This window comes from Chryseobacterium cupriresistens, assembly GCF_046614675.1.
In the GTDB taxonomy this organism is placed as follows: Bacteria; Bacteroidota; Bacteroidia; order Flavobacteriales; family Weeksellaceae; genus Chryseobacterium; species Chryseobacterium cupriresistens.
The window spans coordinates 174791-199166 of record NZ_JBKKJT010000001.1 but is presented as its reverse complement, the minus strand read 5'-3'; the positions used below and the strand labels follow the sequence as shown (position 1 = coordinate 199166).

At 36.4% G+C, this 24376-nt stretch carries 22 protein-coding genes; 6 read left to right on the top strand and 16 right to left on the bottom strand.

Going from position 1 to position 24376, the window contains the following annotated elements:
- Nucleotides 1-137 precede the first annotated feature (137 nt).
- The 11 genes from ACLI50_RS00985 to ACLI50_RS00935 form a co-directional block, all read right to left on the bottom strand.
- Nucleotides 138-629, bottom strand: a complete 492-nt coding sequence (locus ACLI50_RS00985) for a hypothetical protein (protein ID WP_395973996.1) — start codon at nucleotides 627-629, stop codon at nucleotides 138-140.
- Between the two features lie 319 nt (nucleotides 630-948).
- The gene (locus ACLI50_RS00980) at nucleotides 949-1491 is read right to left on the bottom strand and encodes a hypothetical protein (protein ID WP_411412960.1); all 543 of its coding nucleotides are present in this window, start codon (nucleotides 1489-1491) and stop codon (nucleotides 949-951) included.
- 638 nt (nucleotides 1492-2129) lie between these two features.
- Nucleotides 2130-2570, bottom strand: a complete 441-nt coding sequence (locus tag ACLI50_RS00975; protein ID WP_411412959.1) for a RidA family protein — start codon at nucleotides 2568-2570, stop codon at nucleotides 2130-2132.
- Nucleotides 2571-2635: 65 nt separating this feature from the next.
- Complete coding sequence (locus ACLI50_RS00970; protein ID WP_411412958.1) at nucleotides 2636-3544, bottom strand: alpha/beta fold hydrolase; 909 nt, start codon at nucleotides 3542-3544, stop codon at nucleotides 2636-2638.
- A 116-nt stretch (nucleotides 3545-3660) separates the two neighbouring features.
- On the bottom strand, nucleotides 3661-4482 hold the full coding sequence (locus tag ACLI50_RS00965; protein WP_395974002.1) for an alpha/beta fold hydrolase: 822 nt from the start codon (nucleotides 4480-4482) through the stop codon (nucleotides 3661-3663).
- Nucleotides 4483-4713: 231 nt separating this feature from the next.
- On the bottom strand, nucleotides 4714-5538 hold the full coding sequence (locus ACLI50_RS00960; protein ID WP_395974004.1) for a helix-turn-helix domain-containing protein: 825 nt from the start codon (nucleotides 5536-5538) through the stop codon (nucleotides 4714-4716).
- Between the two features lie 165 nt (nucleotides 5539-5703).
- Complete coding sequence (locus ACLI50_RS00955; RefSeq protein WP_395974006.1) at nucleotides 5704-5949, bottom strand: hypothetical protein; 246 nt, start codon at nucleotides 5947-5949, stop codon at nucleotides 5704-5706.
- A gap of 199 nt (nucleotides 5950-6148) precedes the next feature.
- A complete protein-coding gene (locus tag ACLI50_RS00950) occupies nucleotides 6149-6745 on the bottom strand; it encodes a Crp/Fnr family transcriptional regulator (RefSeq protein ID WP_395974008.1) in 597 nt (198 codons plus the stop codon).
- A 251-nt stretch (nucleotides 6746-6996) separates the two neighbouring features.
- Complete coding sequence (locus tag ACLI50_RS00945; protein ID WP_047433500.1) at nucleotides 6997-7182, bottom strand: hypothetical protein; 186 nt, start codon at nucleotides 7180-7182, stop codon at nucleotides 6997-6999.
- Nucleotides 7183-7536: 354 nt separating this feature from the next.
- Nucleotides 7537-7899, bottom strand: coding sequence for a hypothetical protein (locus ACLI50_RS00940; protein ID WP_395974010.1), 363 nt, complete (start codon nucleotides 7897-7899; stop codon nucleotides 7537-7539).
- A gap of 14 nt (nucleotides 7900-7913) precedes the next feature.
- A complete protein-coding gene (locus ACLI50_RS00935) occupies nucleotides 7914-9344 on the bottom strand; it encodes an exodeoxyribonuclease VII large subunit (RefSeq protein ID WP_395974012.1) in 1431 nt (476 codons plus the stop codon).
- Nucleotides 9345-9764: 420 nt separating this feature from the next.
- On the opposite strand from ACLI50_RS00935, the gene ACLI50_RS00930 reads away from it, so the two are divergent.
- The gene (locus ACLI50_RS00930; RefSeq protein ID WP_110010354.1) at nucleotides 9765-9905 is read left to right on the top strand and encodes a bacteriocin-like protein; all 141 of its coding nucleotides are present in this window, start codon (nucleotides 9765-9767) and stop codon (nucleotides 9903-9905) included.
- A gap of 100 nt (nucleotides 9906-10005) precedes the next feature.
- Here ACLI50_RS00930 and ACLI50_RS00925 read toward each other — a convergent pair whose 3' ends face one another.
- The 3 genes from ACLI50_RS00925 to dinB are packed head-to-tail and all read right to left on the bottom strand — an operon-like array spanning nucleotide 10006 to nucleotide 14862.
- Nucleotides 10006-10614 carry an alpha-ketoglutarate-dependent dioxygenase AlkB family protein gene (locus ACLI50_RS00925; protein ID WP_411412957.1) on the bottom strand — a complete coding sequence of 203 codons (609 nt, stop codon included), beginning with the start codon at nucleotides 10612-10614 and terminating at the stop codon, nucleotides 10006-10008.
- A gap of 29 nt (nucleotides 10615-10643) precedes the next feature.
- On the bottom strand, nucleotides 10644-13697 hold the full coding sequence (locus ACLI50_RS00920; RefSeq protein ID WP_411412956.1) for a DNA polymerase III subunit alpha: 3054 nt from the start codon (nucleotides 13695-13697) through the stop codon (nucleotides 10644-10646).
- A 16-nt stretch (nucleotides 13698-13713) separates the two neighbouring features.
- Entirely contained in the window at nucleotides 13714-14862 is a 1149-nt protein-coding gene (gene dinB, locus ACLI50_RS00915) for a DNA polymerase IV (RefSeq protein ID WP_411412955.1), read from the bottom strand.
- Between the two features lie 61 nt (nucleotides 14863-14923).
- Between dinB and ACLI50_RS00910 the strand changes: the two genes are divergently transcribed.
- The 4 genes from ACLI50_RS00910 to ACLI50_RS00895 all read left to right on the top strand — a co-directional run bounded on the left by ACLI50_RS00910 (nucleotide 14924) and on the right by ACLI50_RS00895 (nucleotide 19692).
- Nucleotides 14924-15703 (top strand): XRE family transcriptional regulator, encoded by a 780-nt coding sequence (locus ACLI50_RS00910; protein WP_120231287.1) that lies wholly within the window; start codon nucleotides 14924-14926, stop codon nucleotides 15701-15703.
- Nucleotides 15704-15733: 30 nt separating this feature from the next.
- Complete coding sequence (locus tag ACLI50_RS00905; RefSeq protein ID WP_120231288.1) at nucleotides 15734-15952, top strand: hypothetical protein; 219 nt, start codon at nucleotides 15734-15736, stop codon at nucleotides 15950-15952.
- 239 nt (nucleotides 15953-16191) lie between these two features.
- Nucleotides 16192-17592, top strand: a complete 1401-nt coding sequence (locus ACLI50_RS00900) for a DUF3945 domain-containing protein (RefSeq protein WP_411412954.1) — start codon at nucleotides 16192-16194, stop codon at nucleotides 17590-17592.
- A 24-nt stretch (nucleotides 17593-17616) separates the two neighbouring features.
- Nucleotides 17617-19692 carry a type IA DNA topoisomerase gene (locus ACLI50_RS00895; protein WP_411412953.1) on the top strand — a complete coding sequence of 692 codons (2076 nt, stop codon included), beginning with the start codon at nucleotides 17617-17619 and terminating at the stop codon, nucleotides 19690-19692.
- Nucleotides 19693-19885: 193 nt separating this feature from the next.
- On the opposite strand, the gene mobC is transcribed toward ACLI50_RS00895, so the two are convergent.
- Nucleotides 19886-21883, bottom strand: a complete 1998-nt coding sequence (mobC, locus tag ACLI50_RS00890; protein ID WP_411413314.1) for a conjugal transfer protein MobC — start codon at nucleotides 21881-21883, stop codon at nucleotides 19886-19888.
- 179 nt (nucleotides 21884-22062) lie between these two features.
- Here mobC and ACLI50_RS00885 point away from each other — a divergent pair, with 179 nt between their 5' ends.
- Nucleotides 22063-23070, top strand: a complete 1008-nt coding sequence (locus tag ACLI50_RS00885; protein WP_309871992.1) for a PDDEXK nuclease domain-containing protein — start codon at nucleotides 22063-22065, stop codon at nucleotides 23068-23070.
- Between the two features lie 18 nt (nucleotides 23071-23088).
- Here ACLI50_RS00885 and mobB read toward each other — a convergent pair whose 3' ends face one another.
- Nucleotides 23089-24372, bottom strand: coding sequence for a conjugal transfer protein MobB (gene mobB, locus ACLI50_RS00880; RefSeq protein ID WP_411412952.1), 1284 nt, complete (start codon nucleotides 24370-24372; stop codon nucleotides 23089-23091).
- Nucleotides 24373-24376 lie beyond the last annotated feature (4 nt).

Genomic DNA, 24376 nt, shown 5'->3' with positions numbered 1-24376 from the left:
AGCATAACCATAACTGCTACTATGAATTCCTCCTGTCGCTCTTCTTCGGGCAATCGCATAATCTCTGAAAATTGTATTTGTAGTATAGACAGAGGTTCCGCTATTAGCTGTATCATATTTATGCAATTTGCCCTGTACTAGATGAAGTTGTTGGAAAACCCGGTACAAAGCACTGTCTGATACATTTCAAAAAGATATACACCAGGCTCAGGAATCGTCAGATAACTTATATTACTAACAGACTGTGAGTTTACCGTTCCTGAAGCATCGGTTCTGAACCCAAAACCAGTCGTATTACCTAGAACATCTCCCCCTGCAGGGAACGGTATATTGGTATATATATTTGTATTAAAAAGCGAAAAGCTCCCGAATGACGAGCTTCGTTTAAAATAAAAATACTGGATTGTTGCAGGCTTAATCTTGGCTGCACCAGTCGCATCAACAGCTAACGGGCTGTAAGGGGAAGACAAAACCTGCAGATTTTCATGTTTCACATCAGTCTTTACATGCAGTAAATCAGTTGGTAAAGATGCTCCTGCATTAATTCCTATATTTCCATTACTTTGGAGTTTAAATAATTCTGATCCATCTGAATTTTTAACTTCCAAGGCTTTAACACAATTCTTCATCAAGAATTTTTTCAACTACATTATTAGTAACAGTTTGTTCTTCTGCTCTTAAACTGTCACTTAGCAGCGAGCGCTTTAGTGCATATTCATTCTCTTTCTCCTTGTCGTTAAGTCCTTTATAAGCTTCTGAAATTAATTCATATGATTCCAGATTTCTTTTTCTTAGATTAGCTTTAGTTGTGATTTCTAATGAATGAATGAATTAAATAAATAATTCAATTCCTTTCCATACTGCTTTTTTCTGATGTATAGTTTCCCGAAAGCACGTAGCACATTAGCCTTACCTTCGATCGGAATTTCCTTTTTGAACAATAATTCATTAGCCTTTAATATAAAATTCAGCTGAATCAATATTCTTTTTTTGAAAATGTTTGTTAGCAATAGTTATAAACAACATAGGCATGGGAGACTGCATACATTTTTTTTCATTACTATATACTGAATCCATCATCCCTAAGACCTGAAAGCTAGTTCGTTTCCAATCATAGATACCATATAACCTTTTCTCTCTTAGCTTTTTGTCTTCTATTTTTTGTGCATAGGCAAATGCGATATCAAAAGTTCTGATCGCCTGCGAGTGCATATTTAGTGAATTATAATTGATACCATAAGCAAAATACAAATATGCTAAAAGGTTATCATCATCTTCTTTTTCAAGTTCCTTTTTAGCAATCTCTAAAAAATCCAGACTCATTTTGTTTTTCTTGAGTAAAGTCAGAGCATAGGCAATATTGATGTTCCCTCTTATCTTACCTTTCTTATAATCCTGTTTGCGAGCAAATTCAAGACAGATTTTTTCTTGCGAAATTATTTGTTTTAATTCACCACTTCTCAACAGTTTAGTAAAAACATCTGTCTGCAAACTGTCAATTTTATGTATTGAGAGTTGTGGCTTATATTCTAAAAAAGAAAAAATGATCCCTAAACAAAGTACTTTTCTAAAATAAATCATAACAATATCTAATATTGAATTAATATTTCAAAAAGCTATATTTAATCCTCTTATCAATAGTAATATATATCTTTTCCAGATCATTTGAAAAAAATTTATAGTTATTAAATAGGGGTAATTGTAATCTTTTTTGCATACATTTTTAGGTTTTAACTTTATAACAATTTAGATGTCTTAATTTATATTATTTTAATTAACAAATAGCTATTTAAAATAAATTTAATTCTAAACTATAATAAATATTCAAAAAAATATAAACATTTATATAATTAAAATCACAAGTGTATCAAGTATGCACAACCAACAAAAAAATAAACTTTTTTTAGCAAGGTATACTATATTTGAAAAATACACATTGTAGAAAATTCGACCGCAATCTATTAGTAATGAAACTGATATTTTATCAAAACCCACCTTTAAACAAGTAATTACCTTCTGATATGACGATATTATTTTTTTCCATTAACATCTTATTGTCGGGGGTTCACTAGTTATTTTATAACTATAAACATAATCTTAATATAAATCTGATAAATCTATCAAAACAATTAGTTTTTCTGAGTGGCAATGCATTCTATTTCGATACTTGCATTTCTTGGTAATGACTTTATCTCAATTGTACTTCGTGCCGGAAAGCGGTTTTTGAAATAATGATTATATATCTTATTTACTGTCTCAAATTGTTTCATATCCGTAATAAAAATGGTGGTCTTGGCAATATGATCAAAATCTGAATTATTATCATTGAGAATAATCTCCAAATTTTTAAAAATCTGGACGGTTTGAGCTTCAATTCCGGATTTCAAACTACCTGTCTTTTGATCAAGACCAATCTGCCCTGAAACAAATATTAAATTCCCAAATCTGATTGAATGACTATAAGGTCCTATCGGATTTACCAGATTAGTATGTTTTACTGCTACAATCGTTTTTTTTGTACTGCATGACAACAATGTTAATGTTATGAAAAGTAATATAAATCTGCGCATTTTAATTCATTTAATATTAAAAAAAAGAGGTTAGCTTTTTAGACTAACCTCATACTGTAATTATCCTATTTTTTGATGAAGTTTAATAATTCGGTATTAAATTTATCCAACTCTTCGATGAACAAGGCATGACCGCTTTTTTCAAAAGGAACTAAAGTTGAGTTTTTAAGCAAAATATTCATTTGTTCCGCAAGATCATAAGAACAGATTTTATCCAACTTACCGTGTAAGATCAAAGTAGGAATTGTTATTTTCTTCAAATCATTACGCAAATCGCTATCTCTCAGAGTTTTTAATCCCTCAGCCATTGCATAAGGTGATGCCTGAGCCTGGATACCTCCCAACCAAGCGCCATGACCTTGTGAAACGCTGGTCTCATTAGCTGGAAATATCTTACCAAATGTGGCGAATAATTCCGGACGGTTAGTTTTGTTCAGATTGATCAAACCATTGACATCTTCTTTAGTCCACAGGCCATAATTAAAGTCTGCACGTTTTGTCCAGATCGGTGCTGCCGCTCCAAATAATGCCATCTTGGAAACGTGGGCAGCATTGTATTTGGCCACATAATGAATCACTGTAGCGCCACCCATGGAAAATCCGCCGATTGTAGCATTTTTAATATCCAATTTGTCCAGAACAACCTTGATATCATCTGCAAATACATCATAATTATATGTGCCTCCCGGTTTATCAGATAACCCGAATCCTCTTAAGGTGATACCAATCACACGATATCCTTTTTGGATAAAATCGGCATACTGGTATTCATACATGGCATCACTCAATGGCCATCCGTGAATTAAAACAATAGGCTCTCCCTCACCAAGGTCCGTTACATGAAGTTTCACATTTTTCTCTACTTCAATATATTCTTCTCTTCCAAAGGAAGCGGGTGTTCTTTTTGTTTGTGATAAAACTGTGTTTGAAATTAATGTTGTAAATAATACGACTGCTAAAATTAAATTTTTCATGTTTCTTTAAATATTTATTATTGTTGTTATTTTGACACTACAAAGTTGCTCTTATTCCTCAGGCCTTCCAATGGACGGCTTTCGCTTTGAATTGCACTTCTTGCCTCTCTTGATTTTTATTCTTTTATAAATGATAGGATATCCTTATTGATTACATCAGCATTGAGGGTAGGCATGCCGTGAGAATAGCCCGGATAAATGATCAGTTGGCTATTTTTAAGAAGTTCTGCAGCCTTTACTGCCGTAGTCTGATAAGGCACAATCTGATCATCATCACCATGGAGTACCAAAACAGGTATTTCCAGACTTTTTAGGTCCTTTGTAAAATCGGTCTCAGAAAAGACTTTGATACAGTCATATTGTGCCTTGATACCACCCATCATTCCCTGTCTCCACCAGTTGTCCTGTATACCTTTTTTAATAACCGCATCTTCTCTGTTGTAACCGTAGAAAGGAACTGTAAGATCCTGATAGAATTGCTGTCTGTTATGAAGTGTATTATGGCGGATATCGTCAAATACAGCAAGTGGTACCCCTTCAGGATTATTGACATCAGCAATCATATAAGGTGTAATTGCACTTATTAAAACCACTTTAGATACGCGTTTTTTTCCATATTGGGCAGCATATCTTATCGCTTCGCCACCACCTGTTGAATGACCTACATGGATCACATCTTGTAAATCCAGGTACTCTACCAATTCTGCAACATCCGCTGCATATGTGTCCATGTCATTACCCTTATAGGTTTGAGTCGATCTTCCGTGCCCTCTTCTGTCATGGGAAATAACTCTATATCCTTTTTCCAGAAAGAACATCATCTGTGCATCCCAGTCGTCGGATGACAATGGCCATCCATGGTGAAAAAATATCGGTTGCCCTTCACCTAAATCTTTGAAATAAATTTCTGTTCCGTCTTTTACTGTAAACTTGTTCATGTCTTTACTATTTAATTGTTGTTGTTGTTATTGTTCCTTTTTGTTATTGCAAAGTTGGGGTAATTCCGAAGGCGTATCAATGGATGGTTTTCGCTTTGAATTGCACTTTTTGCCCCAACAGGAACCAGTAGCATTATGAACAATCTGTTTTTAGGATAAGAAAGGTGTAAATATGAAAAAAGCACAACCGATCAGGGCTGTGCTTGTACTGGATATAGGAGAAATACCTTGTTAAAACTGCTTTCTAAAACTGGTTGGGGATATTCCCGTGTGTTTGGTAAAAAAGCGGACAAAATAGGCGTCGTCTTCGTAATTCAATGTGTAGGCAATCTCTTTGACACTCATTGCAGTATGTACTAAAAGACGCTTACTTTCAAGTATAATACGGTTTTTTATAATTTCATTTGGTGTGTCTTTACTAACCAGGCTTATTTTTTTACTTAGATTTTTTGGCGTAATACAAAGCAAATCAGCATAATCAGCTACAGTATGGAGAGTCTTGAAATGCTGTTCTACCAATTTGCTGAATTTCCGCAGAAATTGGACATCGGCCTGCTGTATATTGTCTGCCAGCTGATGCTGCTGCTTCCAGATGCGTGTAGATTTAAGAATGATCAGTTTTAACAATGTCCTCAGCATTTCTTCTGTACCGGAATCTTCATTTTTCAATTCGGACTGAATATCACTGATGATCTTTTGGATATCAGCAGACTGTTCTTCATTTAAATTGATGAATGGAATTTCAAACACATTGTTATACAGAATACCATCACAGGCAACTTCATGATCATGAATTTCCACACAGTAAAAATCCCTGTTAAAATGCATCAATTGCCCTCCAATAGTTTCACAGGGCTTTAAGATGACATGGGGATTAATAAATAATAAGGTATCTGTTTTCATTTCAATCTCCTGAAAATCCACTTGTATAATAGCTTTTTGTGGAATGAACAGAACTTTGATATGTTCGTTTATTTTGTTGAGGGTATCATTTTGAACGGAGGATTTGCTAAATTCTAAATTCCCAAATTTTTTAAATGAAAATTCCTTTATCATTATAATGATTTAAAAATTGCTATGTACATCAACTTAATTAGAAGTCTACTGTAAAAATAAGGAATAATATAACAGTAATGTCAACAGTATTTCTTTATTATCCAAGAGTTCATTATACTTTAGTTCCAATTACTTTAATGTATCTAAAGTAATCTGGTTCCGTAATTAATCAATAGTAACAGAATCAAATCCTGAAACTTGTAATTCATTAGGTACAGGAATGTAGGACCAGCAAATTACATCCATTTGAAAACCTCCCATGGCCTGCCATTTTTGAAGCTCAAAGTCATAATAGCCCAGATCAAAATTATCTAAATCTTTATCGTACAATAAAACAGTTCTCGAAAATTGCTCTCCTTCTACCTGGGTAGGAAATTGATCCACTGGATTAAATTTTAGTTCTTCATTCATAATTATAGTTTTTCAAATAGTAAAGATCTGTTCAAATCAAATTTAACACTATTTTCTGATTCTTTTTATTATATGGTGGAACGAATGATTGTCATCATTTAAAAACCTATGCACAGGATTATGATGATTATGATCAGAGATCGTTGAAGATCTGGTAGATACTTTGGATTTACCTAACCAGGGTTACTATAAAAATACATTAATAGAAAATCGTTCGGCCATCAAGCTTCAGAATCTTTTCTTGTGCCATTTTTTTAATCGTCCGTATTACTGTTTCGACCCGCAAACCTGTCAAATTGGCAATTTGCTGCCTGGTAAGTGGAACAGGATAAGAGTAAGGATTTTGTTTTAAGGAACTATCCTTATAATAATCCATTAATGATTTTATTTTCGACACCGGGTCAGTGGATGAATTGTTGAACAGCATCACATACTTATCGAAAAGACGGTCTGACAGATGACGGAAAATTGTAAACATCAGTTCTCTATTGGTACTCAACATATTCAGAAAGTTGGATTTTGGTAATTTCAGAATTATGCAGTCAGTTTTAGCGATGGCATTCATCGGATAATTCTTATTGGCAAAAAGTAAAGATTCTCCAAAACTCTGACCTTCTGAGAGGATATTCAGGGTAAATTCTTTTCCATCCTCGTGATAATTATTCAGTTCTACTGTACCCTTAACAATCTGGAAATAATAGTGGGGAACACTTCCCATTTCATAAATAATTTCCTTTGCGGGATAATCCTCGTAAACGGCTCCATTTTCGAGCAAAAGATTTTCATCGATGATCATATTATCTATATTTTGTTATGGTTCCAAATGAATATCTTAGCAAAAATTGGCAGTAACTTTACATACAAATTTTGGGCCATTCATATGCAAAAAAGCCCTTCAATAAATGTCTCAATAACCATCTGCCAACTCCTAAAAATCAGATATCGATCTATTGGCTGCCCAAATAATTACTAAAGACGCTCCAATATCCGCACCTGTAGCTTTTTAATTTTTCAGACTGCTTCTCAATCTTCTTTAAAATAACGTATTTATGCCTCGTCTTTAGTATTTTTGACGAGACCTATCCCCGAAAAAAAGAATATCAGTCCAAGAACTCCGATCACTCCTAAAGTCGTATAGGCTGAGCTTTTATTAATCAATTCATATCCTGTATAAATCAAACCTGCGATTCCTAAAACAGTCAGTATTGTTCCAAATGTGCGTTTAACGTTCATAACAGTATTTTTTTAAAATAATAGTACTCTACAATTTTTTGCCAGTTACTTACGCTGATATTTTTGAGATTATCAGCACAGCCTTAAAAACAGTTTTCCCCTATTCAGTTAACTGAGATGCGAGGTTAAAAACTATGCTCCGAACTTTAAGGAAGGCTGATTACTTTTCCCTCTCTTTTTTTGTTTGTTAACTACCATCATATGATTAATATCCGGCAGTTAAAAAAATTGCAAAAATTAAGCCGTTTGGATAAAAATATTCTTTAACAAGCGGGAAATGCCATAGTAACAATCCTATTGAATTCTATTTTGTTTCTTATATATGTAAAAATCGAGTTAAAGTTCCGCTTGGAATTATAGTTGTAGACCAGAAGCATTAATAGTTAATCCCCATTTATTTTTCATATAATCATGTAATGGGGTATCCCAGAAGTAAGGAGGTGAGCAATACTCACTTATTTCTGGAAGTATCCTCTGAATCCTTTCTTCATAGATAGGATTTTCTTCAAATTTTTCTGATATCTCTGAATACTTCTCACTTATAAAACGTATAAGCTCATTATCTATGAGTATTCCTTTCTTCTTTAATTGATCCAGCTCTTTAAAAAATTCAATTACAACCTTTTTATATTGCTCATCATCAATAGTTGAAAGAGATTCAAAATTCAAATAAGTATCTATAATATTATTAATTTCTGTTATTTTAGTAGTTTCCATAATCTTATACAGCTTTAAAATAACTTTGCCAATAAAAACCCTGTTACTAAAGCTATAACAGCTGCGATTACAATCTTTATATAATCTGTTTTACTATTTTTAACCTCCGTATTCAGTCTTACATTCTCCTGCTGTAACGATTCTACTGCAGCCTTTAGAGAAGCTGTTTTCTCATTAATAACTGACTGTAAGTTTTTCTCATGTAAAACATTGAGTTCCTTTTTATAGCTTTCCATTTCCTGCTGTCTTTGTTTCTGCTGTTCTGAAAAACTCTTTTGTGTTTCCTGAAGCTGTTTAGCCGAAGACTCCTGAAATTTCTGGAACTCTTCATTTCTTTTTGAAAGCTGATCTGTTAAAGTTTTTACCTGCTGACCATGTTTTTCAGTAAGATCCTTCTTTAACTTCTCTACCTCTTCATTACGAACCTTAAGCTGCTCCGTAAAAATCTTTACCTGGTTTTCAGCCTGCTCCTTAAAGTTTTTCTGTGCTTCGGTAAATTCGTCATTTTTCGTTTTAAGCTGCTTTTCCAGTGTTAACACTTGCTCTGCAAACTGTTTGCCTACATCCTTTTTAACTTCATCAATCAGTAATGCCCGGGAATTTGATTTCTCATGAGACAACTTTTCAACGATGGAGTGAAGCCCTGCTCCATAATCATGAGGAAGATGAAATCTTTTATCTGCCAGCTTATCGAGCAAAGTTTCATCTACCGTATGCCCTATTGCTGTGACTGTTACTGCTTCTATTGTAATAAACAGCTCTGAAAGCTGTAAATCATTAAAAGTTTCCATACTTTGTTTGTCTCCCCCACCTCTTACCAATGCTATGATATCGTAGCCTAATGCTGAAACTTCTTCAAGTTTGGAAACAATAGAGGTCGATGAAGTAATACTGCAGGTATATTCCGAGACCTGGAAATACTTCTGGGAAACATCCAATCCTTCTGCAAAGTCTCTTTGTACAATCGCATTATTCCCATAAATGTTAGCAATTCGGATCGGTTCATCTTTCAGAATCTTTTCTCTGATCACAGTTTCCAGGTCCTTAGAACCCTTCCCAAGCTTCTTCTGGATAAGCTCATATCTCTGTAATTCTTCCTCCGAAATTGCGCGTTCTTCCTGCTGAATAATCTCATCCACTACAAAGCGAAGTTCCACAGAAGAGTTCTTAATATTTTTCTCAATATATCCTCTGAGGGTATAAATCTCATTATTTTCAATCTTACTTCTCAGTAACGCAGAAACCCGTACCCCAATAGAAATTGTATCAGATTCTGAAAATAAATTATCATAGTAATAATTTCCATAGGCTTTTCCACCACCAAAAGAGTATCTTCCCTTAAGATAAATAAGATTAACCGTTGCATTAAGTTTTAATGCATTACTAAAAAGGCCAAGTACCGATCCCGGAGAATAAACCTGATATGCCAACTCATTTCCCTGCATGTTTTTCAAACTCAAAATTAAATGACTTCAAAGGTATTGTTATTTTATTAATTTAACTTTTCAACTCTAGCATTGCTAGAATTCCCAATAATATGCATCCACATTATCAACCATTTTATTTTACAAAAATACACTCCGTAAACGACAAAACATGTCGTATTTTATCCCTAGAAAAATGGAACCCTGCCGGTTGAAGTTTTTTGATAAATTATAACAGCTATTGTACTAGCAGATCTGATAGAATAGAGAAAAAGTATGGGGTCAACGAATATAGTATTATTGTTAAAAAACGATCATTTCTTAGAACATCAATTTTGGAATGCAAAGTAACAAACAAGGTTTGAACGTTAAAATTCGTTAATTTAAACTATTATATAATAATTATTCTTGAGATTTGTTGTGAACATAAAATATATTAATATGAAAAATTTAAAAAAGCTTAACAAAGCAGAATTAAAAACAATTGTTGGCGGAGCAGATTGTACCAGACTATGTTTTATAAATGATAAATTAACATGCGTTCCGTATAATTCATGTGGCGGCCCTGGGCTTGAGCCATAAAAAAAGAATAACCTGTTTTTCAGATACGTATTTTCAAAATACTTTCAACAACAGTAAACCATGAAAAACAGGTTATTACCTTAAAAACATCTATACACACCTAAGAATCAATAACTAACCTGAACGTAAGATTAATCCGCTCTTTCATGGGTATTATAGATTTAGCTATCCGATGCTCCCAGTTTTCCTGCAAATCGCCTTTCATGATAAGCAGAGAACCATGCGGAAGCGGTAAACTGTACTTACTTGCATGGTGGTCTTTTTTCCTGAAATCAAAGTTCCTGGTTTGCCCAAGGCTGATAGAGGCAATCACAGGCCGTTTACCATACCGGCTTTCTTTATCTCTATGCCAGGCCACAGAATCATTATGGTCTCTGTAGAGATTTAATAAAACTCCATTAAACTTACAGTTAAACTCTTTTTCTATCCTTTCCTTGAGCAAGAACAGTTCAGGAGTCCATGGATTTCTTGCCCTTTCTTTTTCTTGAGCACCATAATCTTTTGAATCCCCATACCATGCTGTCAGCCGTGGAGTCAATATCATTTTATCATACATTTTCTGTGTACGCTGTTCCCATGACGCGGTATTGAGCAGCTTATCTTTTAACTGATCAGCTTGCTCTTTACTTAGAAAATGCTCCCTGTATTCCAAAAGATCCTTTGGAAATTCATAGAAAGCTTCTGTATCGAATAAACTTAACTGATTCATAATTCTTCTTATCAAAAATTTTACTATTGCTACTGTATCTTATGTCTTGGCAATCCAATCTCATGGGCCTGCGGATAAGGTTCTCTATAGGTCATGCTTACATCTTCCCTGATCTGCCTGTGAATATCATATTGTTTTTCTTTATCATAAGCATACCTTGGATCAGGAATCATGGGCATCTTTGCCATTTTATGAATGGTAACGGTAGGAAAATGAAAATCAACTTCCACGGTTCCAAGGAGCAGATAACATCCGCCGCCCTGAAAATCATACTGCTTTAGACTGTCAGGAAAATGAGCGGTATCAAAATAATCTCCGTTCACATCGATCCACGTACCAAAATACATGGTGCCTTTCTTCGTGGGTACATGTTTTCTTGAAATCAGATACGCCAGCATTTTAACCTGCTGCTTATGAAACTTCAATAAATCCTTCACCAAAACAGAACCCCGGTACCGGGTCTGTAACAGATCAAAAGGGCTGTATGAAACAGGAAACCCAATGAGTTCAATTTCATCAAAGGCATCCTCAAAATGTTCCCGCTTTAATTCAGGAAGCTTAAATTCCTGAATCGGTTCTTCAATCAGCATTAGCCCTCTGTTTTCAGGCTTAAAGTTAACAAGCAGAACTCTCGCCTCAACAAGCAGTTCATTTTTAGGTTTTCCAGTAAACCGGAAGGCGCCGATAAAAATCAGGATCTGTATGGTTTCAATACCAATGGGAATACGTCTTATAAAATTCTCCAATGAGGTATATACTCCGTTGGTTTTTCTTTCCTCGACAATACCGTGGGCAATTCTTGTTTCCAGTCCTTCCAAAAGCATTAATCCCAGATAGATATCCGTCCCTTTCAGTGTTGTCTGATACTCACTGGTATTAATACAGGGAACCTGGATATTTCCGCCTGACATTTTTGCTTCATGAATATAGACTTCAGTTCTGTAAAATCCTCCCTGGTTATTAATCACTGACACCATAAATTCCAATGGGTAATATACCTTTAAATACAAACTCTGATAACTCTCCACTGCGTAGGATGCCGAGTGTGCTTTACAGAAAGAATACCCTGCAAAAGATTCAATCTGCCGGTAGGCTTCAGCGGTCAACAGTTCCGAATGGCCCTTCTCTTTACAGGATGCAAAGAAATTATCCTTCACCTGCTGAAGCTTTTTAATCGATCTTCCTTTTCCGCTCATGGCTCTTCGTAAGATATCCCCGTCCGCTAATGATAATCCTCCAAAGTACTGGGCAATCTTAATCACATCTTCCTGATATACCATAATGCCATAGGTTTCTTTCAGATGCTCTTCAAATACCGGATGAAAATATTCAAACTGATCCGGATGGTTATGCCTGAAAATATATTCCCGCATCATTCCGCTCTGAGCCACTCCCGGGCGGATAATGGAGGAAGCAGCGACCAGTGTTCTGTAATTATCACATTTCAGTCTTCTTAAAAGACCGCGCATGGCGGGAGATTCTATATAAAAACAGCCGATAGTTCTTCCTGCTGCCAGATATTCATTGGTCTTTTCTTCATCTTTTGACAGTGATGTATCGCGGATATCCACAGCGATTCCTTTTGTTTTCTTAATAAGAGCTACCGTATCATTGATAGTACCCAGCCCTCTCTGGGAAAGAATATCAAATTTTTCCAGCCCGATATCTTCTGCAACATTCATATCAAACTGAACAATCGGAAAGCCTTTGGGAGGCATTTCAAGTGCCGTATAACTTGTAATGGGTTCTTCAGAAATCAGAATTCCACAGGAATGCATGCTTCTCTGATTGGGAAATTTCTCCAGCAGCTTACCGTACTTGTGTACCATCCGCACTACCTTGTTCCTGTCATGGTCTTCCATAGGCTTTGTCGCCAGATCATCCAGTTCTTCTTTAGGAAGTCCAAACACTTTTCCCACTTCCCTGAAAATCGACCGGTATTTAAATTCCACATTGGTTCCGCAGAAGGCCACATGATCCTTTCCATACCGATCAAAAACGTATTCCAATATCGTATCCCTTTTCTGCCAGCTCCAGTCGATATCAAAATCAGGCGGAGACTTCCGGTTAAGATTTAAGAAACGTTCAAAATACAGGTCCAATTCCAAAGGACAGATATCGGTTATTCCCAGACAATAACTTACAATAGAATTAGCACCACTTCCCCTTCCCACATGCATAAGCCCCAAGCTGTTGCTGTAACGGATAATATCCCAGGTTATTAAAAAATAAGAACAGAAATTAAGTTCATCGATCACTTTCAGTTCTTTTTCCACTCTTAATCTGGCCATTTCATGATGAGTTCCGTATCTTTTTTCCAGTCCTGAATATGCCAGCCTGCGAAGTAATTTTACATCATCTGCTTTTGATTTTGTATAAAATTGTTTATTCTTTACCTTTTTAAAATCAAATTCAAAGCTGCATTGTGCCAGCATTGCTTTTGTTCTTGTAACAATCTCCGGATATCTTTCAAATGCCTTTGCAATCTCCTTTTCAGTCATAAAATATTCTGATTCCCTGCATATATCCCGTTTAGTGAGCTTTGACAATAAGGTATTATGATCAATAGCCCTGAGAATTTTATGCAGTTTATACTCCTCATCGGTTCTGAATGTAACAGGATGCAGAACTACCATTCTGGAAATCAGTTTCTGGTACTCAGGTCTTATCAAAAAATTCAGTTCTTCTATTCTCACCCCCACCCGTTCATTTTCCTTTAAGACTTCCGGGATATTACTCATAGGATAAACCACAAAGATATTTTCAAATTCCGGCGCTGTCTCTGAAAGTTCCTTATCGTCACAGTTATGCTGAGTAATAATCCTATTAACTTCTCCTATTCCTGAAAACTCTTTTGCAACAGCAATATAAAGAAGTTTGCCTTCCTTGCGGACCTCAACGCCCACAATAGGTTTAATACCCACCCGTTCGCATTCTTTCTTAAAATCATAAATACCGGTAACGGTATTGATATCCGTCAGTACCATTTCTGTACTCCCTGATGCATAAGCCTGCTTCACCAATTCCTCTATGGATAAGGTCCCATACCGAAGGCTGTGAAAAGAATGACAATTCAAAAACATTATTAAAAATTTAAAATTATTTTTCAAAATCAAAACCTGAAGCTCTCCCAACTGCTCCCATACCGTAGCGGTTTTTCAGATAGTCCATGGTCTGATATAAATTCATCTGCTCCTCAGTATCTTCAAACAGATTCATCTGGTGATTCCCATGCACGAGGCCGGTAAAGCGCAGCCCTACCAGACGAAGTCTCATTCTTCTGGTATATACTTTATTGAATAATTCCAGAGCCACTCTTGACAGGGTATGATCTGCAGAAGTGTAAGAAACTTTGCATTGTTTGGTTTCCGTATCAAAATTGGCATACCGTATTTTTACAACCACTGTGGATGTCAGCCATTTTTCCTTTCTGAGCTGATACGCTAACTGTTCCGCCATTCCCGATATCAGTCTTTTCAGTTCTAAGACATCCGTAGTATCATTGGTAAAAGTTCTCTCTGTAGAAATGGATTTTCTTTCCGAATAAGGAACTACAGGATTTTCATCAATTCCATTGGCTTTTTTCCAAAGCTCTTTTCCGTTCACGCCGATCATCTGTTGCAATACCAACATGGGCATTTCAGATAAAGTATGAATGGTACGGATTCCAATTCTTGATAATAACTGAAAAGTCTTATCTCCCACCATCGGAATCTTTTTAATGGATAATGGATTTAAAAAAGGTTTGATCTCCAAATCTTTAATTTCCAGCCTGCCCACCGGCTTTGCTTCTCCTGTGCCTATCTTTGAAACGGTTTTATTGGCAGATAAGGCAAAGCTTATGGGAAGTCCTGTTTCTTTGGTAACAGCTGACGCAATTTCCTGTGTCCACTGATAGCAGCCAAAAAACTTATCCATACCTGAAAGATCCAGATAAAATTCATCAATACTGGCCTTTTCCATTACCGGAACTCTTTCCTGGATAATTTCAGTCACCGTATGTGATAAATTGGAATACAGCTCATGGTCTCCCCGAATAACTTTTGCATCAGGGCACAACCGGAGTGCCATTCGGATCGGCATGGCAGAACGGACTCCAAATTTCCTTGCTTCATAGGAGCATGATGCTACCACTCCACGGTCACCTCCGCCAATAATCAGGGGAATTCCGTCAAGCTGAGAATTATTACGTCTCTCGCAGGATACAAAGAAGGTATCCAGATCCATATGTACAATCGCCCGGTTCACGTTACAAAATTAGATACTAATTGTATCATTTTTCATATATTTGCAGATACAATTTGTATCAATGTCGATTTTTTCAGATAACATCAGGTTTTTAAGAACTCAGAAAAAATTATCCCAGCAGGAACTGGCGGATAAAATTTTACTGAGCAGGGTCCGGTATTCAAAATATGAGGACGGGCGTTCGGAAGCCCCCTACGAAATACTGATCAGAATTTCAAAGTATTTCAATTTAAGTATTGATCTTCTTTTGACAGTGGATATCAGGAAATATCCTTTAGAAGATGTATTGAGACTTCCGGATAATAGAATTGTTCTACCAGTTGTCGTTGATCAATTAGGTAACAACAGTATTGAAATTGTTCCCCAAAAAGCCTCCATGGGATATTTATCAGGATACAGTGATCCTGAATATATTGAAAGCTTACAGAGAATTTCACTACCCTTTCTGACCAACGGAAAATACAGAGCGTTTCCGGCAAAAGGCGATTCCATGCCGCCCTTTAAAGACGGTTCTTACATTGTCGGGAAATATATAGAAAATATCAAGGATTTAAAGTCCGGCAAAAGCTATGTTTTCGTCACCCTGAATGATGGTATCTCTTATAAAAGACTTATCTCTTTGAATGAAAAATCAATAACCGTAGCAGCTGACAATTCATTTTATACACCTTATGATATTCCTTTCGGAGAAATCGTTGAAGTATGGCAGTATGCTTCTGGAATATTTCCTGAAGATTTTGAACCTGAGCTTTTTGAAAACTATAATGTGAAGGAAATACTGCTTGGGATTCAAAAAGATATCCGGATACTTGATGAAAAGTTTTCAAAAAAATTAGATTAAAATAATTTACACTATCCCATTATTATAACTATGAATATCTCCTATTACGATTTTCAGAATTTAACCGATCGCCAGACACAATATGAACTTGTACTAACTCATGGACGCATCATCAGTGAAAGAATGGTTTCCCAATCAAGATATGTTTTGTATGAAATTTCAAATTTTTCGGTAGAGCTGATCTATGACAACATGCATAATAAAATTATTGGTATGAATCTTTTTGAAAAGCACTCCAGTTATAGATAAAAATCCTGTTTTATCAATAATAAAACAGGACAAAAAACACAAATGATGAAAAAAAACGTCTCGATCGAGACGGCGTAAAATTAATTATTTTTACCATAGTAGCAACAAAAAGCTGTTAAAAAATTAATGTCTTATTGGTATTTTCCAGACAATCCCAGCCAAATATCCCCATCTACTTCCACTTTTAACTTTTCCCATCCAATAGGTCTAACTTCGATGTTAAATCAATACTTAACATCATGGAAGATATAGCAAATACTCAAAATCCTGATCCTGCATTAATTAATACTCTACTGGTTTTAAACCCTAAGACCAACAAAATAGAAGTGGTAAAAACTGTTGATGAAAAAGGTGATCTGAAAACAGTATCCAATAACCGGAAAAACCAGAATCAGTTTTTAAAAATTGATAAGCAGGGCGATTTATTTTCCAACTTTTTTTCCAATTTCCTCAGCCAGCTCAAAAACCCTACTTCATTTAACTTTTTTACCTCTCCTCTCAAAGAATCTGAAAAAATTGGAAAACAGATTGAGAATCACCTCAAACATCCCAGCACTGAGGGTGAAGAATTTCTGAAGACCTATACAATAGTAACCCCAACCACCATTACAATGAGTACAAATCCATCAACAGAAAAAGAATATCAGTACTCCCAGGATCAGATTGACTGGGATATGATGTCAAAATTTGGGCTGACACAGGAAAAATTAGAAAAAGCCAATGCCCTGGAACCCATGTTAAGGGGATTCAAAACCAATGGTCTCGTTCCCATCAGTCTTAATCTCGGAACAGCGCTTATCAGGATAGACGCCCGTCTTTCACTCAGCACTAATGATGCCGGCAATGTTATGATCAATCTCCACGGCATCAGAAAAGAACCTAATTTCAATTTTAAGTTTCTGGGTCATGAATTTACTGCTGAAGACCGTAAAAATCTAATGGAAACCGGAAATATGGGACGTGTTGTAGATCTTGTCAATCCAAAGACTGATGAAATCATTCCTTCCCTTATCAGCAGAGACCGGCTGACTAATGAACTTGTTGCCTATAAAGTAGAAAACATCAGAATTCCTGATGAAATCAAGGGTGTTAGATTAGATGAAGCCCAAAAGCAGACGCTGATAGAGGGCAAAGCATTATATCTGGAAGGGATGATCTCTACTAAACGGGAACCTTTCAATGCCCATGTCCAGTTTAATGCTGATAAAAAGTATGTTGAATTTCTTTTTGATCAAAAGCAGATTCAGCAACAATCTCAAACCCATACACAGACCGAGATACCAAGATCATTCAGAGGCAAAGAATTAAGTGACGAGCAGTATAGTCAGTTTAAAGTAGGCCAAACGATTTATCTCGACGGATTGCTGGATAAAAAGAATCAGCCCTATCAGGGATATATCACTCTTAATAAGGAGAACGGAAAAATCGATTTCTCATTTCAGAATCCTGATAAAATCCAGCATAAGGCAAAGCCTACTGAGGAGCATACAACCCAGACAGCAGTGAATTCAGAAGGTAAAACCAACGAAGCCACCAAGCATTTAAAGGAGTCTTTAGAGAAAGGCCAGCAGACACCTAAAGACAAAAGCCAGCAGTTAAAACAGGACAAAGCTCAGTCCCGCGCTAGAAAACGCCTATAATACCCACTTCAATTAATAATGATTATGAAAGCAGTATTAGCAGAAAAGCCAAGTGTTGCCAGAGAAATAGCAATGGTTTTGGGAGCAACAGAAAAGAAAGATGGATATCTGACCGGTAATGGCTATGCCGTTACCTGGGCTTTTGGCCACTTGATTACACTCGGGATGCCAGAAGATTATGGTATTTCAGCCTGTAAAAAGCAGACTTTACCTATTTTACCTGACCCATTTAAACTAACCATCAGAAAAGTAAGAAAAGATAAACAACTGATAAGTGATCCTGGCGTATCCAAACAGCTAAAAATCATAGAAAAACTGTTTACATCATGCAGCAGTATTATTGTTGCTACAGGCTCAGGAAGAGAAGGGGAACTTATCTTCCGGTACATCTATGAGTATTTGAACTGTACCCTGCCATTTGAAAGATTATGGATCAGTTCACTCACTGAAAAAGCCATTAGGCACGGTTTTCAAAATCTGAAGCCAGGTCACCTATATGATGGATTATTCCATGCTGCTCAGTGCAGAAACAGAGCCGACTGGTTATTAGATATTAACACGACCCAGGCACTAACTATAGCAGCAGATGACGGGTTATATTCACTTGGAAGAGTTCAGACTCCTACTTTAGCTTTACTGTGTAAACGTTATAGAGAATATAAAGAGTTCACAAGCCAGCAATACTGGCAGATTGAGCTTATGCATCAAAAAGATTTTGTGGAGTTCAAAAGTCTTGGAGTACTCAAATTCAGTGATAAAAAACAAGCTGAAGACTTTGTAAAATTACTAAAAAGAAACAGAATTACAGCAACAGTCACTGCGATTACTTCACAGCCCATAACAGAACAGGCTCCTCTTCTGTTTGACTTAACCGGCCTTCAGAAGGAAGCTAATAAAAGATTCAGCTTCAGTGCTGAGCGAACACTCGATATTGCCCAAAGCCTTTATGAAAAAAGGTTCATTACCTTTCCACGTACGGGCAGCCAATATATTTCAGAAGATCTATGGCCGGACATTCCAGATCTCATAAGAATACTGCAGGAATGGGAGCCTTATAAAACCGCAGCAAGCATAATTCCATGGGGAAACTTCAATAAAAGCATTGTCAAGGATGCTAATTTTACCGATCATCACGGGCTGCTTACTACAGAAAAAATACCTTCAGCACTTACTTCAGAAGAAAAGGTGATATATGATCTGATTGCTTTTCGATTATTTGAGGCCGTCTCACCGCCATGTGTCAAAGAAATCACAGAAATCAGTTTACAGGTACTTCACTATGATTTTACAGCTAAGGGACAAAAGATATTACAAACAGGCTGGCGCCATGTCAACGGCAATTTTTCTGAAGGTATCGAAGAAATCCGGCAATTTCCTGAGTTAAAAGAAGGAATGGATTTAAAGATTAAAATGTTTACTGTTCTGGAAAAGAAAACGCAGCCTCCCAGCCTTTATACCGAAGGAACCCTGCTTTCTGCAATGGAAAATGCATGCAAAAATATTGAAGAAACAGGGCAGCGAAAATATGTAAAGAATATCGGAATCGGCACTCCTGCCACGCGTGCCTCTACTATTGAGACACTGCTTGACAGGGGGTATATCAGAAGGCAAAAGAAACTGCTTATTCCTACTGATAAAGGCTTACAGGTATATGATTTAGTTAAGGATAAAAAAATTGCGGACGTTTCTATGACTGCAGAATGGGAACAGTCCATGGAGGATATTGAGAATAATGAATTGGGTGCTGCTGAATTTCAAAAGAACATTGAAAACTACACGATGACTATCACGGAAGAATTAATGCAGATAAAAATTGAAAAAACTCATCTTCCTGGTACTGTATGTCCCAAATGTAAATCCCAGCCATTGATGATTGATGATCGTGTTATAAAATGTCCTGATACGTATTGTAACTGGTATCAATTCCGAAATATCTGCGGAACCCGGATCGAAACAGCCGACATTGAAAGACTTGTCAAAAACGGGAGAACCGCATTAATCAAGGGTATGAAAAGCAGATCAGGTAAAACTTTTAATGCCCATATCATCCTTAACGAAAAAGCTGAAAGCTCATTTGAATTTGAACAAAAAAGACGATAAATCAGCTCAATACTATCGATTTTCTAATCTCACAACAACTCTTATAAAAGCAAACTTAATTAACAATACAACGCATAGACACAGTAAATCGGAAAAGAGAATCATTTGTTTTAAATTTGCACCCGATTCTCATGTTTAATTTGAGTTTTCATGGTTATTAGTTTTTTATCCCCGGTCTCCGGGGATTTTTACTTTATTCTTTTGGTATTAAATGCTGTAGCTCAGGGTGAGCTTTTATACGTTCAATTTCATTTTCAATGATCCTCATAACGTCCTGTTTAACATTTCTGTAATTCTCTTCGATAATTGATGTGAACCGGTCTTCTCCACTATCATTTACAAATGATAAAATCTCCGGTATCCGCTGATAAGATTTAGTTTCTTCAGCTACTTTTTCATTATCCACTACTATTTCTGCATGAAACATTTTCTGTTCAATTCTTTCATCAAAATTATCAGATACAGCCCCTACAAACATTCCCTGGCTTAATGTTGAAATTTTGGAAGCAGGTATCAAGCTGTCCAGCTGGGTAGATATGGAAGTAGATTTATCATTTCTGTTGATGGTTATGCTTTGCCTTTTCTGCAAAATCTTTCCAAAACGCTCTGAAAGATTTTTTGCGGTATCACCGACTACCTGTCCGCTGAATATATTCCCCACTGTATTCTGAATCACCTTACTTTCTTTATCTCCGTAATCTCTTGTCAGCTGAGAAAAATCCTGAAATCCTAGACAGACAGCTACCTTATTACTTCTTGCGGTTGCAATCAGATTATCTAATCCCCGGAAATAAATCGTGGGTAGTTCATCAATAATCACTGAACTCTTTAGTTGTCCTTTTTTATTGATGAGTTTTACAATTCTGGAATTATAGAGCCCAAGTGCTGCTGAATAGATATTCTGCCGATCCGGGTTATTTCCTACACATAATATTTTCGGTTCTTTCGGATTGTTGATATCCAATGAAAAATCATCTCCGGTCATGACCCAATATAGCTGAGGAGATATCATTCGTGATAAAGGAATCTTAGCAGAGGCGATCTGCCCCTGAAGCTGGTCCTGTGCGCCACCTTGCCACGCGTCCATGAAAGGGGAAAGATAGTTCTCAAGATCAGTATAAGAAGTTAAAATCGTGAAAACATCAGAGTATTTTTTATTGAGCAGTTCAATGGCATGAGGAAAAGTACAGTATTTACCATTTTCATATATTTTCAGGAACCAGATAATAGCAGCTAAAAGAATAATGGGAGATTCCACGAAGAAGTCTCCTTGCTTTTGAATCCAGGTTCTGTTTAAATTGAGCATGATGGTATAGGCTGCTTCATAGGCATCTGAAATATCCGTCATAAAATCAGGATTTAAAGGATTGCAACGATGGCTTCTTCGGGGATCATCAAAATCAATAACATAAAACTTTGGTTTTACTTTGTATTTATCATGGTGTTTCAATACATGATTATAAGCAATTGTTGAAAGATCATCAAACTTAAAATCATAGATATACATGGAGAAACCCTTTTCGATCTGCTGTTTGATATAATTATTGACAATAGCATATGACTTTCCTGATCCCGGAGTACCCAGTACAATGGTTGCCCTGAATGGGTTAACAATATTGATCCAGCCCTGATTCCATTTCCCTCTGTAATAGAATTTAGTGGGAAGGTTAACAGAATATTCATTTTCCATCAGTTGGGTTTCCTGCATAAAACTTTCATTCTCATTATTGAATACATCATCCATCAGGTTATGTTTTAACAAACGGCTCATCCATACCCCTGATACCATTAGGAGGATATATCCTACTGACATTGAAAGCATATATAAAAGAATGCCTGCCCCGCCCCATCTCAGCAAAATAGTATTGAAGAAAAACAACACCGTTCCTACTGCCATGAAGCCGATAATCCGAGGCCAGGTTATCTTCTCGTCTTTTACTCCTTTTGTTCCCAGGCAGCTTAGAGAGAGTAATACAATGGTAAAAACTTTTGTATAGAGACAGTGAGAGAACAACCCTGCCGTTCTTTGGAAATTCAGCAGTATTCTGTTGATAACTTCCAATGTCCATCCTTTTTCATGAAAAAATGGATAACAATACCAGTAATAATGCATCAGTACCATTAAAATACTGACGGCACGCATAAAAGCCATAATTTTAGCTAAGCCCCGTAGATCATCTTCACCCTGCATATCATTTATTTTTAGAGTTAGGATGATGAATTTATAGGGTAACAGAAGCCTGCTTTCTACACTGGCAGTGTCAGACATTATAAGGAAGCATTTGGCACAGTACCGAAATTTATTTTCTCATGAATCATAGCAGTTGTTGACCAAGGAATTTTTTACATTTGTCTTATAACAAAATATCAATGAAACCTGTACAATCAAAATACACTGAATTACTGGACAGTATCGGATCCGCTATTGAGGTTGCAAGACAAAATGCGGTCAAGGCAGTTAATACTGAACTGGTGAAAGCTAACTGGGAAATTGGCAGGCATATCGTGGAATACGAGCAGCATGGTGAGGAACGTGCAGAATACGGAAGTAACTTACTGGCAACACTTTCCAAAGATCTGAGGCAGCGTTACGGCAAAGGATTTGGCAGGCGTAATATTTTAGATATGCGCAGATTTTATCTGACCTATCAAAAATGGCAGGCAGTGCCTGCCAAATTAAGCTGGACTCATCTGGTTACTTTGCTCGGTATTTCTGATGATACGGCAAGGAAGTTCTATGAAAAACAGGCAGTACTGGAAAATTGGGGCTACCGTGAACTGGAAAGGCAGATCAACTCTTCCCTTTTTGAAAGGCTGGCATTGAGCAAAGATAAAAAGGGTGTACTGCAATTGGCGGAAAAAGGTCATATCGTGACCGATTCCACAGAGGCTATAAAAGATCCGTATGTACTGGACTTTCTCAAATTACCTCAAAGTCATCGTGTTACCGAAAAAGCACTGGAACAGAAGATTATTGACAATCTGCAGATGTTTCTTTTAGAACTGGGAAAGGGTTTTACATTTGTCGGAAGACAGTATAAGATATCACTTCGTAACAGGCATTTTTATATTGATCTTGTATTCTATCACCGCATCTTAAAATGTTTTGTGCTGATTGATTTAAAGATAAAACAGGTTGAGCACAATGATATAGGACAAATGAATTTATATCTGAACTACTTTAAATCTGAAGAAAATGTAGTGGATGATAATGAGCCTATAGGCATTATCCTTTCTGCGGAAAAAGATGAAGTATTAGTGGAATATGCAACAGGTGGTATTTCTAATAAAATATTTGTTTCCAAATACCAGTTGTATTTACCTGATAAAAAGGAATTACAGCAAAAAGTACAAGCGATTATGCAAAAAGAATGCTAAGGGTAAGAAATCATCTGACTATCTTTTTCTTTTCTTTTTCCACTTTCGCATTTGCTGTGAAAAAATCCGTTTGTCATCGTCTTCTCCCTGCACTGTTGGCAACAATCCGGGAAATGAGTCCATTGATTCAGTGTCACTTAAATCATCATTGTCATCATTTAAAAATCCAAATAAGGGATGAAGTTGAAGGGGTAAAAATTGATTTGTTGGGAGCGATTTCGCTTCTGCCTGCTTTGCATCAGAGGATCTATTTAAATGCTCCTGGTTCTTCCATAAATCATTAAAAACAGCAGCGGAATATCCTTTTCCCAAATTTGAACCATTCCATACTGTTTGGGTGTTATGATCGATAAATGTGATTCCATACATACGTCCGGCTTCATTTCTGCGGATTACCGTATTAACACCCACAGACTTTAATTTCTCCACAAAATCTTTTTCATGAAGACTCACTTTGAGGGCATTATCAATCCAGCCCTTTATTTCAGTTTTATTCGATTGAAGAATAGATTCTCTACTTTTTAAAAAATGAGATTCCAGTGCAGGTAAGAGCGCCGCTTTTCCAATCCTTGAAGCTTTTAATGGGTTTCCAATTTTATGTTTGTTTGTATCCAGTGCAAAATACACCAATCCCCGTTGTGGTTTTCCATGCAATTCACCTTCAATCTTTTCAACTGCTATATTGAAAAGTGAAAGCAGAGCATTGTACTCTCCAAGTGTTTTAAAGGAGTACACATCAGCTATATTCCTGATGACAGAGGCAATCTGATGTTTAATATTTCCGGTCTGATAACGAACCGGTTTGAAAACCAGGTTATTTTTCACATTTTGCCCTTCTGCAGCTGGCCATAAATTATAGGTATTTTCGAGTTGTCTACACAGATTCATCGACCGCCTTTTCTCAAATCGATCTGATATTTTCCTGCCATTTTCATCAACACATACTGACACAATATGAATATGAGTACGGTCGATATCAGTGTGTTTAAAAACCATGTAAGGCTGTTCACCGTACTCCATTCCATTCATATACTCTTCCGCCATCTTCACAAAATCCTTATCAATGACCTTATCATTCGGATCGGGATTGAGCGATATGTGTAAAGTATGTTTTTCCGTTTTCAGATTGGCAGCCAGATAAGGATCGAAAGATCTCATTAATTTGGATATTGTATACGTCCCATCTGTAGATTCCACCATTTTATTCATCAACAAAATTTGTCCTTGTCCCTTTTCCACCTTATGATGATTATAGGCTAAGGCACCGTATAAATTACTGCTTCTGCCAATTTTTGCAATCATTGAA

Excerpts from the sequence above, each read along its gene's own strand:
- ACLI50_RS00955 (WP_395974006.1), bottom strand. The coding sequence starts at position 5,949 with ATGAATGAAGAACTAAAATTTAATCCAGTGGATCAATTTCCTACCCAG.
- ACLI50_RS00975 (WP_411412959.1), bottom strand. The coding sequence starts at position 2,570 with ATGCGCAGATTTATATTACTTTTCATAACATTAACATTGTTGTCATGC.
- ACLI50_RS00920 (WP_411412956.1), bottom strand. The coding sequence starts at position 13,697 with ATGTTTTTGAATTGTCATTCTTTTCACAGCCTTCGGTATGGGACCTTA.
- ACLI50_RS00950 (WP_395974008.1), bottom strand. The coding sequence starts at position 6,745 with ATGATCATCGATGAAAATCTTTTGCTCGAAAATGGAGCCGTTTACGAG.
- ACLI50_RS00940 (WP_395974010.1), bottom strand. The coding sequence starts at position 7,899 with ATGGAAACTACTAAAATAACAGAAATTAATAATATTATAGATACTTAT.
- ACLI50_RS00935 (WP_395974012.1), bottom strand. The coding sequence starts at position 9,344 with ATGCAGGGAAATGAGTTGGCATATCAGGTTTATTCTCCGGGATCGGTA.
- ACLI50_RS00925 (WP_411412957.1), bottom strand. The coding sequence starts at position 10,614 with ATGAATCAGTTAAGTTTATTCGATACAGAAGCTTTCTATGAATTTCCA.
- ACLI50_RS00985 (WP_395973996.1), bottom strand. The coding sequence starts at position 629 with ATGAAGAATTGTGTTAAAGCCTTGGAAGTTAAAAATTCAGATGGATCA.
- mobB (WP_411412952.1), bottom strand. The coding sequence starts at position 24,372 with ATGATTGCAAAAATTGGCAGAAGCAGTAATTTATACGGTGCCTTAGCC.
- ACLI50_RS00970 (WP_411412958.1), bottom strand. The coding sequence starts at position 3,544 with ATGAAAAATTTAATTTTAGCAGTCGTATTATTTACAACATTAATTTCA.
- ACLI50_RS00885 (WP_309871992.1), top strand. The coding sequence starts at position 22,063 with ATGAAACCTGTACAATCAAAATACACTGAATTACTGGACAGTATCGGA.
- ACLI50_RS00900 (WP_411412954.1), top strand. The coding sequence starts at position 16,192 with ATGGAAGATATAGCAAATACTCAAAATCCTGATCCTGCATTAATTAAT.
- mobC (WP_411413314.1), bottom strand. The coding sequence starts at position 21,883 with ATGCAGGGTGAAGATGATCTACGGGGCTTAGCTAAAATTATGGCTTTT.
- ACLI50_RS00960 (WP_395974004.1), bottom strand. The coding sequence starts at position 5,538 with ATGATAAAGGAATTTTCATTTAAAAAATTTGGGAATTTAGAATTTAGC.
- ACLI50_RS00945 (WP_047433500.1), bottom strand. The coding sequence starts at position 7,182 with ATGAACGTTAAACGCACATTTGGAACAATACTGACTGTTTTAGGAATC.
- ACLI50_RS00895 (WP_411412953.1), top strand. The coding sequence starts at position 17,617 with ATGAAAGCAGTATTAGCAGAAAAGCCAAGTGTTGCCAGAGAAATAGCA.
- ACLI50_RS00910 (WP_120231287.1), top strand. The coding sequence starts at position 14,924 with ATGTCGATTTTTTCAGATAACATCAGGTTTTTAAGAACTCAGAAAAAA.
- ACLI50_RS00965 (WP_395974002.1), bottom strand. The coding sequence starts at position 4,482 with ATGAACAAGTTTACAGTAAAAGACGGAACAGAAATTTATTTCAAAGAT.
- ACLI50_RS00905 (WP_120231288.1), top strand. The coding sequence starts at position 15,734 with ATGAATATCTCCTATTACGATTTTCAGAATTTAACCGATCGCCAGACA.
- ACLI50_RS00930 (WP_110010354.1), top strand. The coding sequence starts at position 9,765 with ATGAAAAATTTAAAAAAGCTTAACAAAGCAGAATTAAAAACAATTGTT.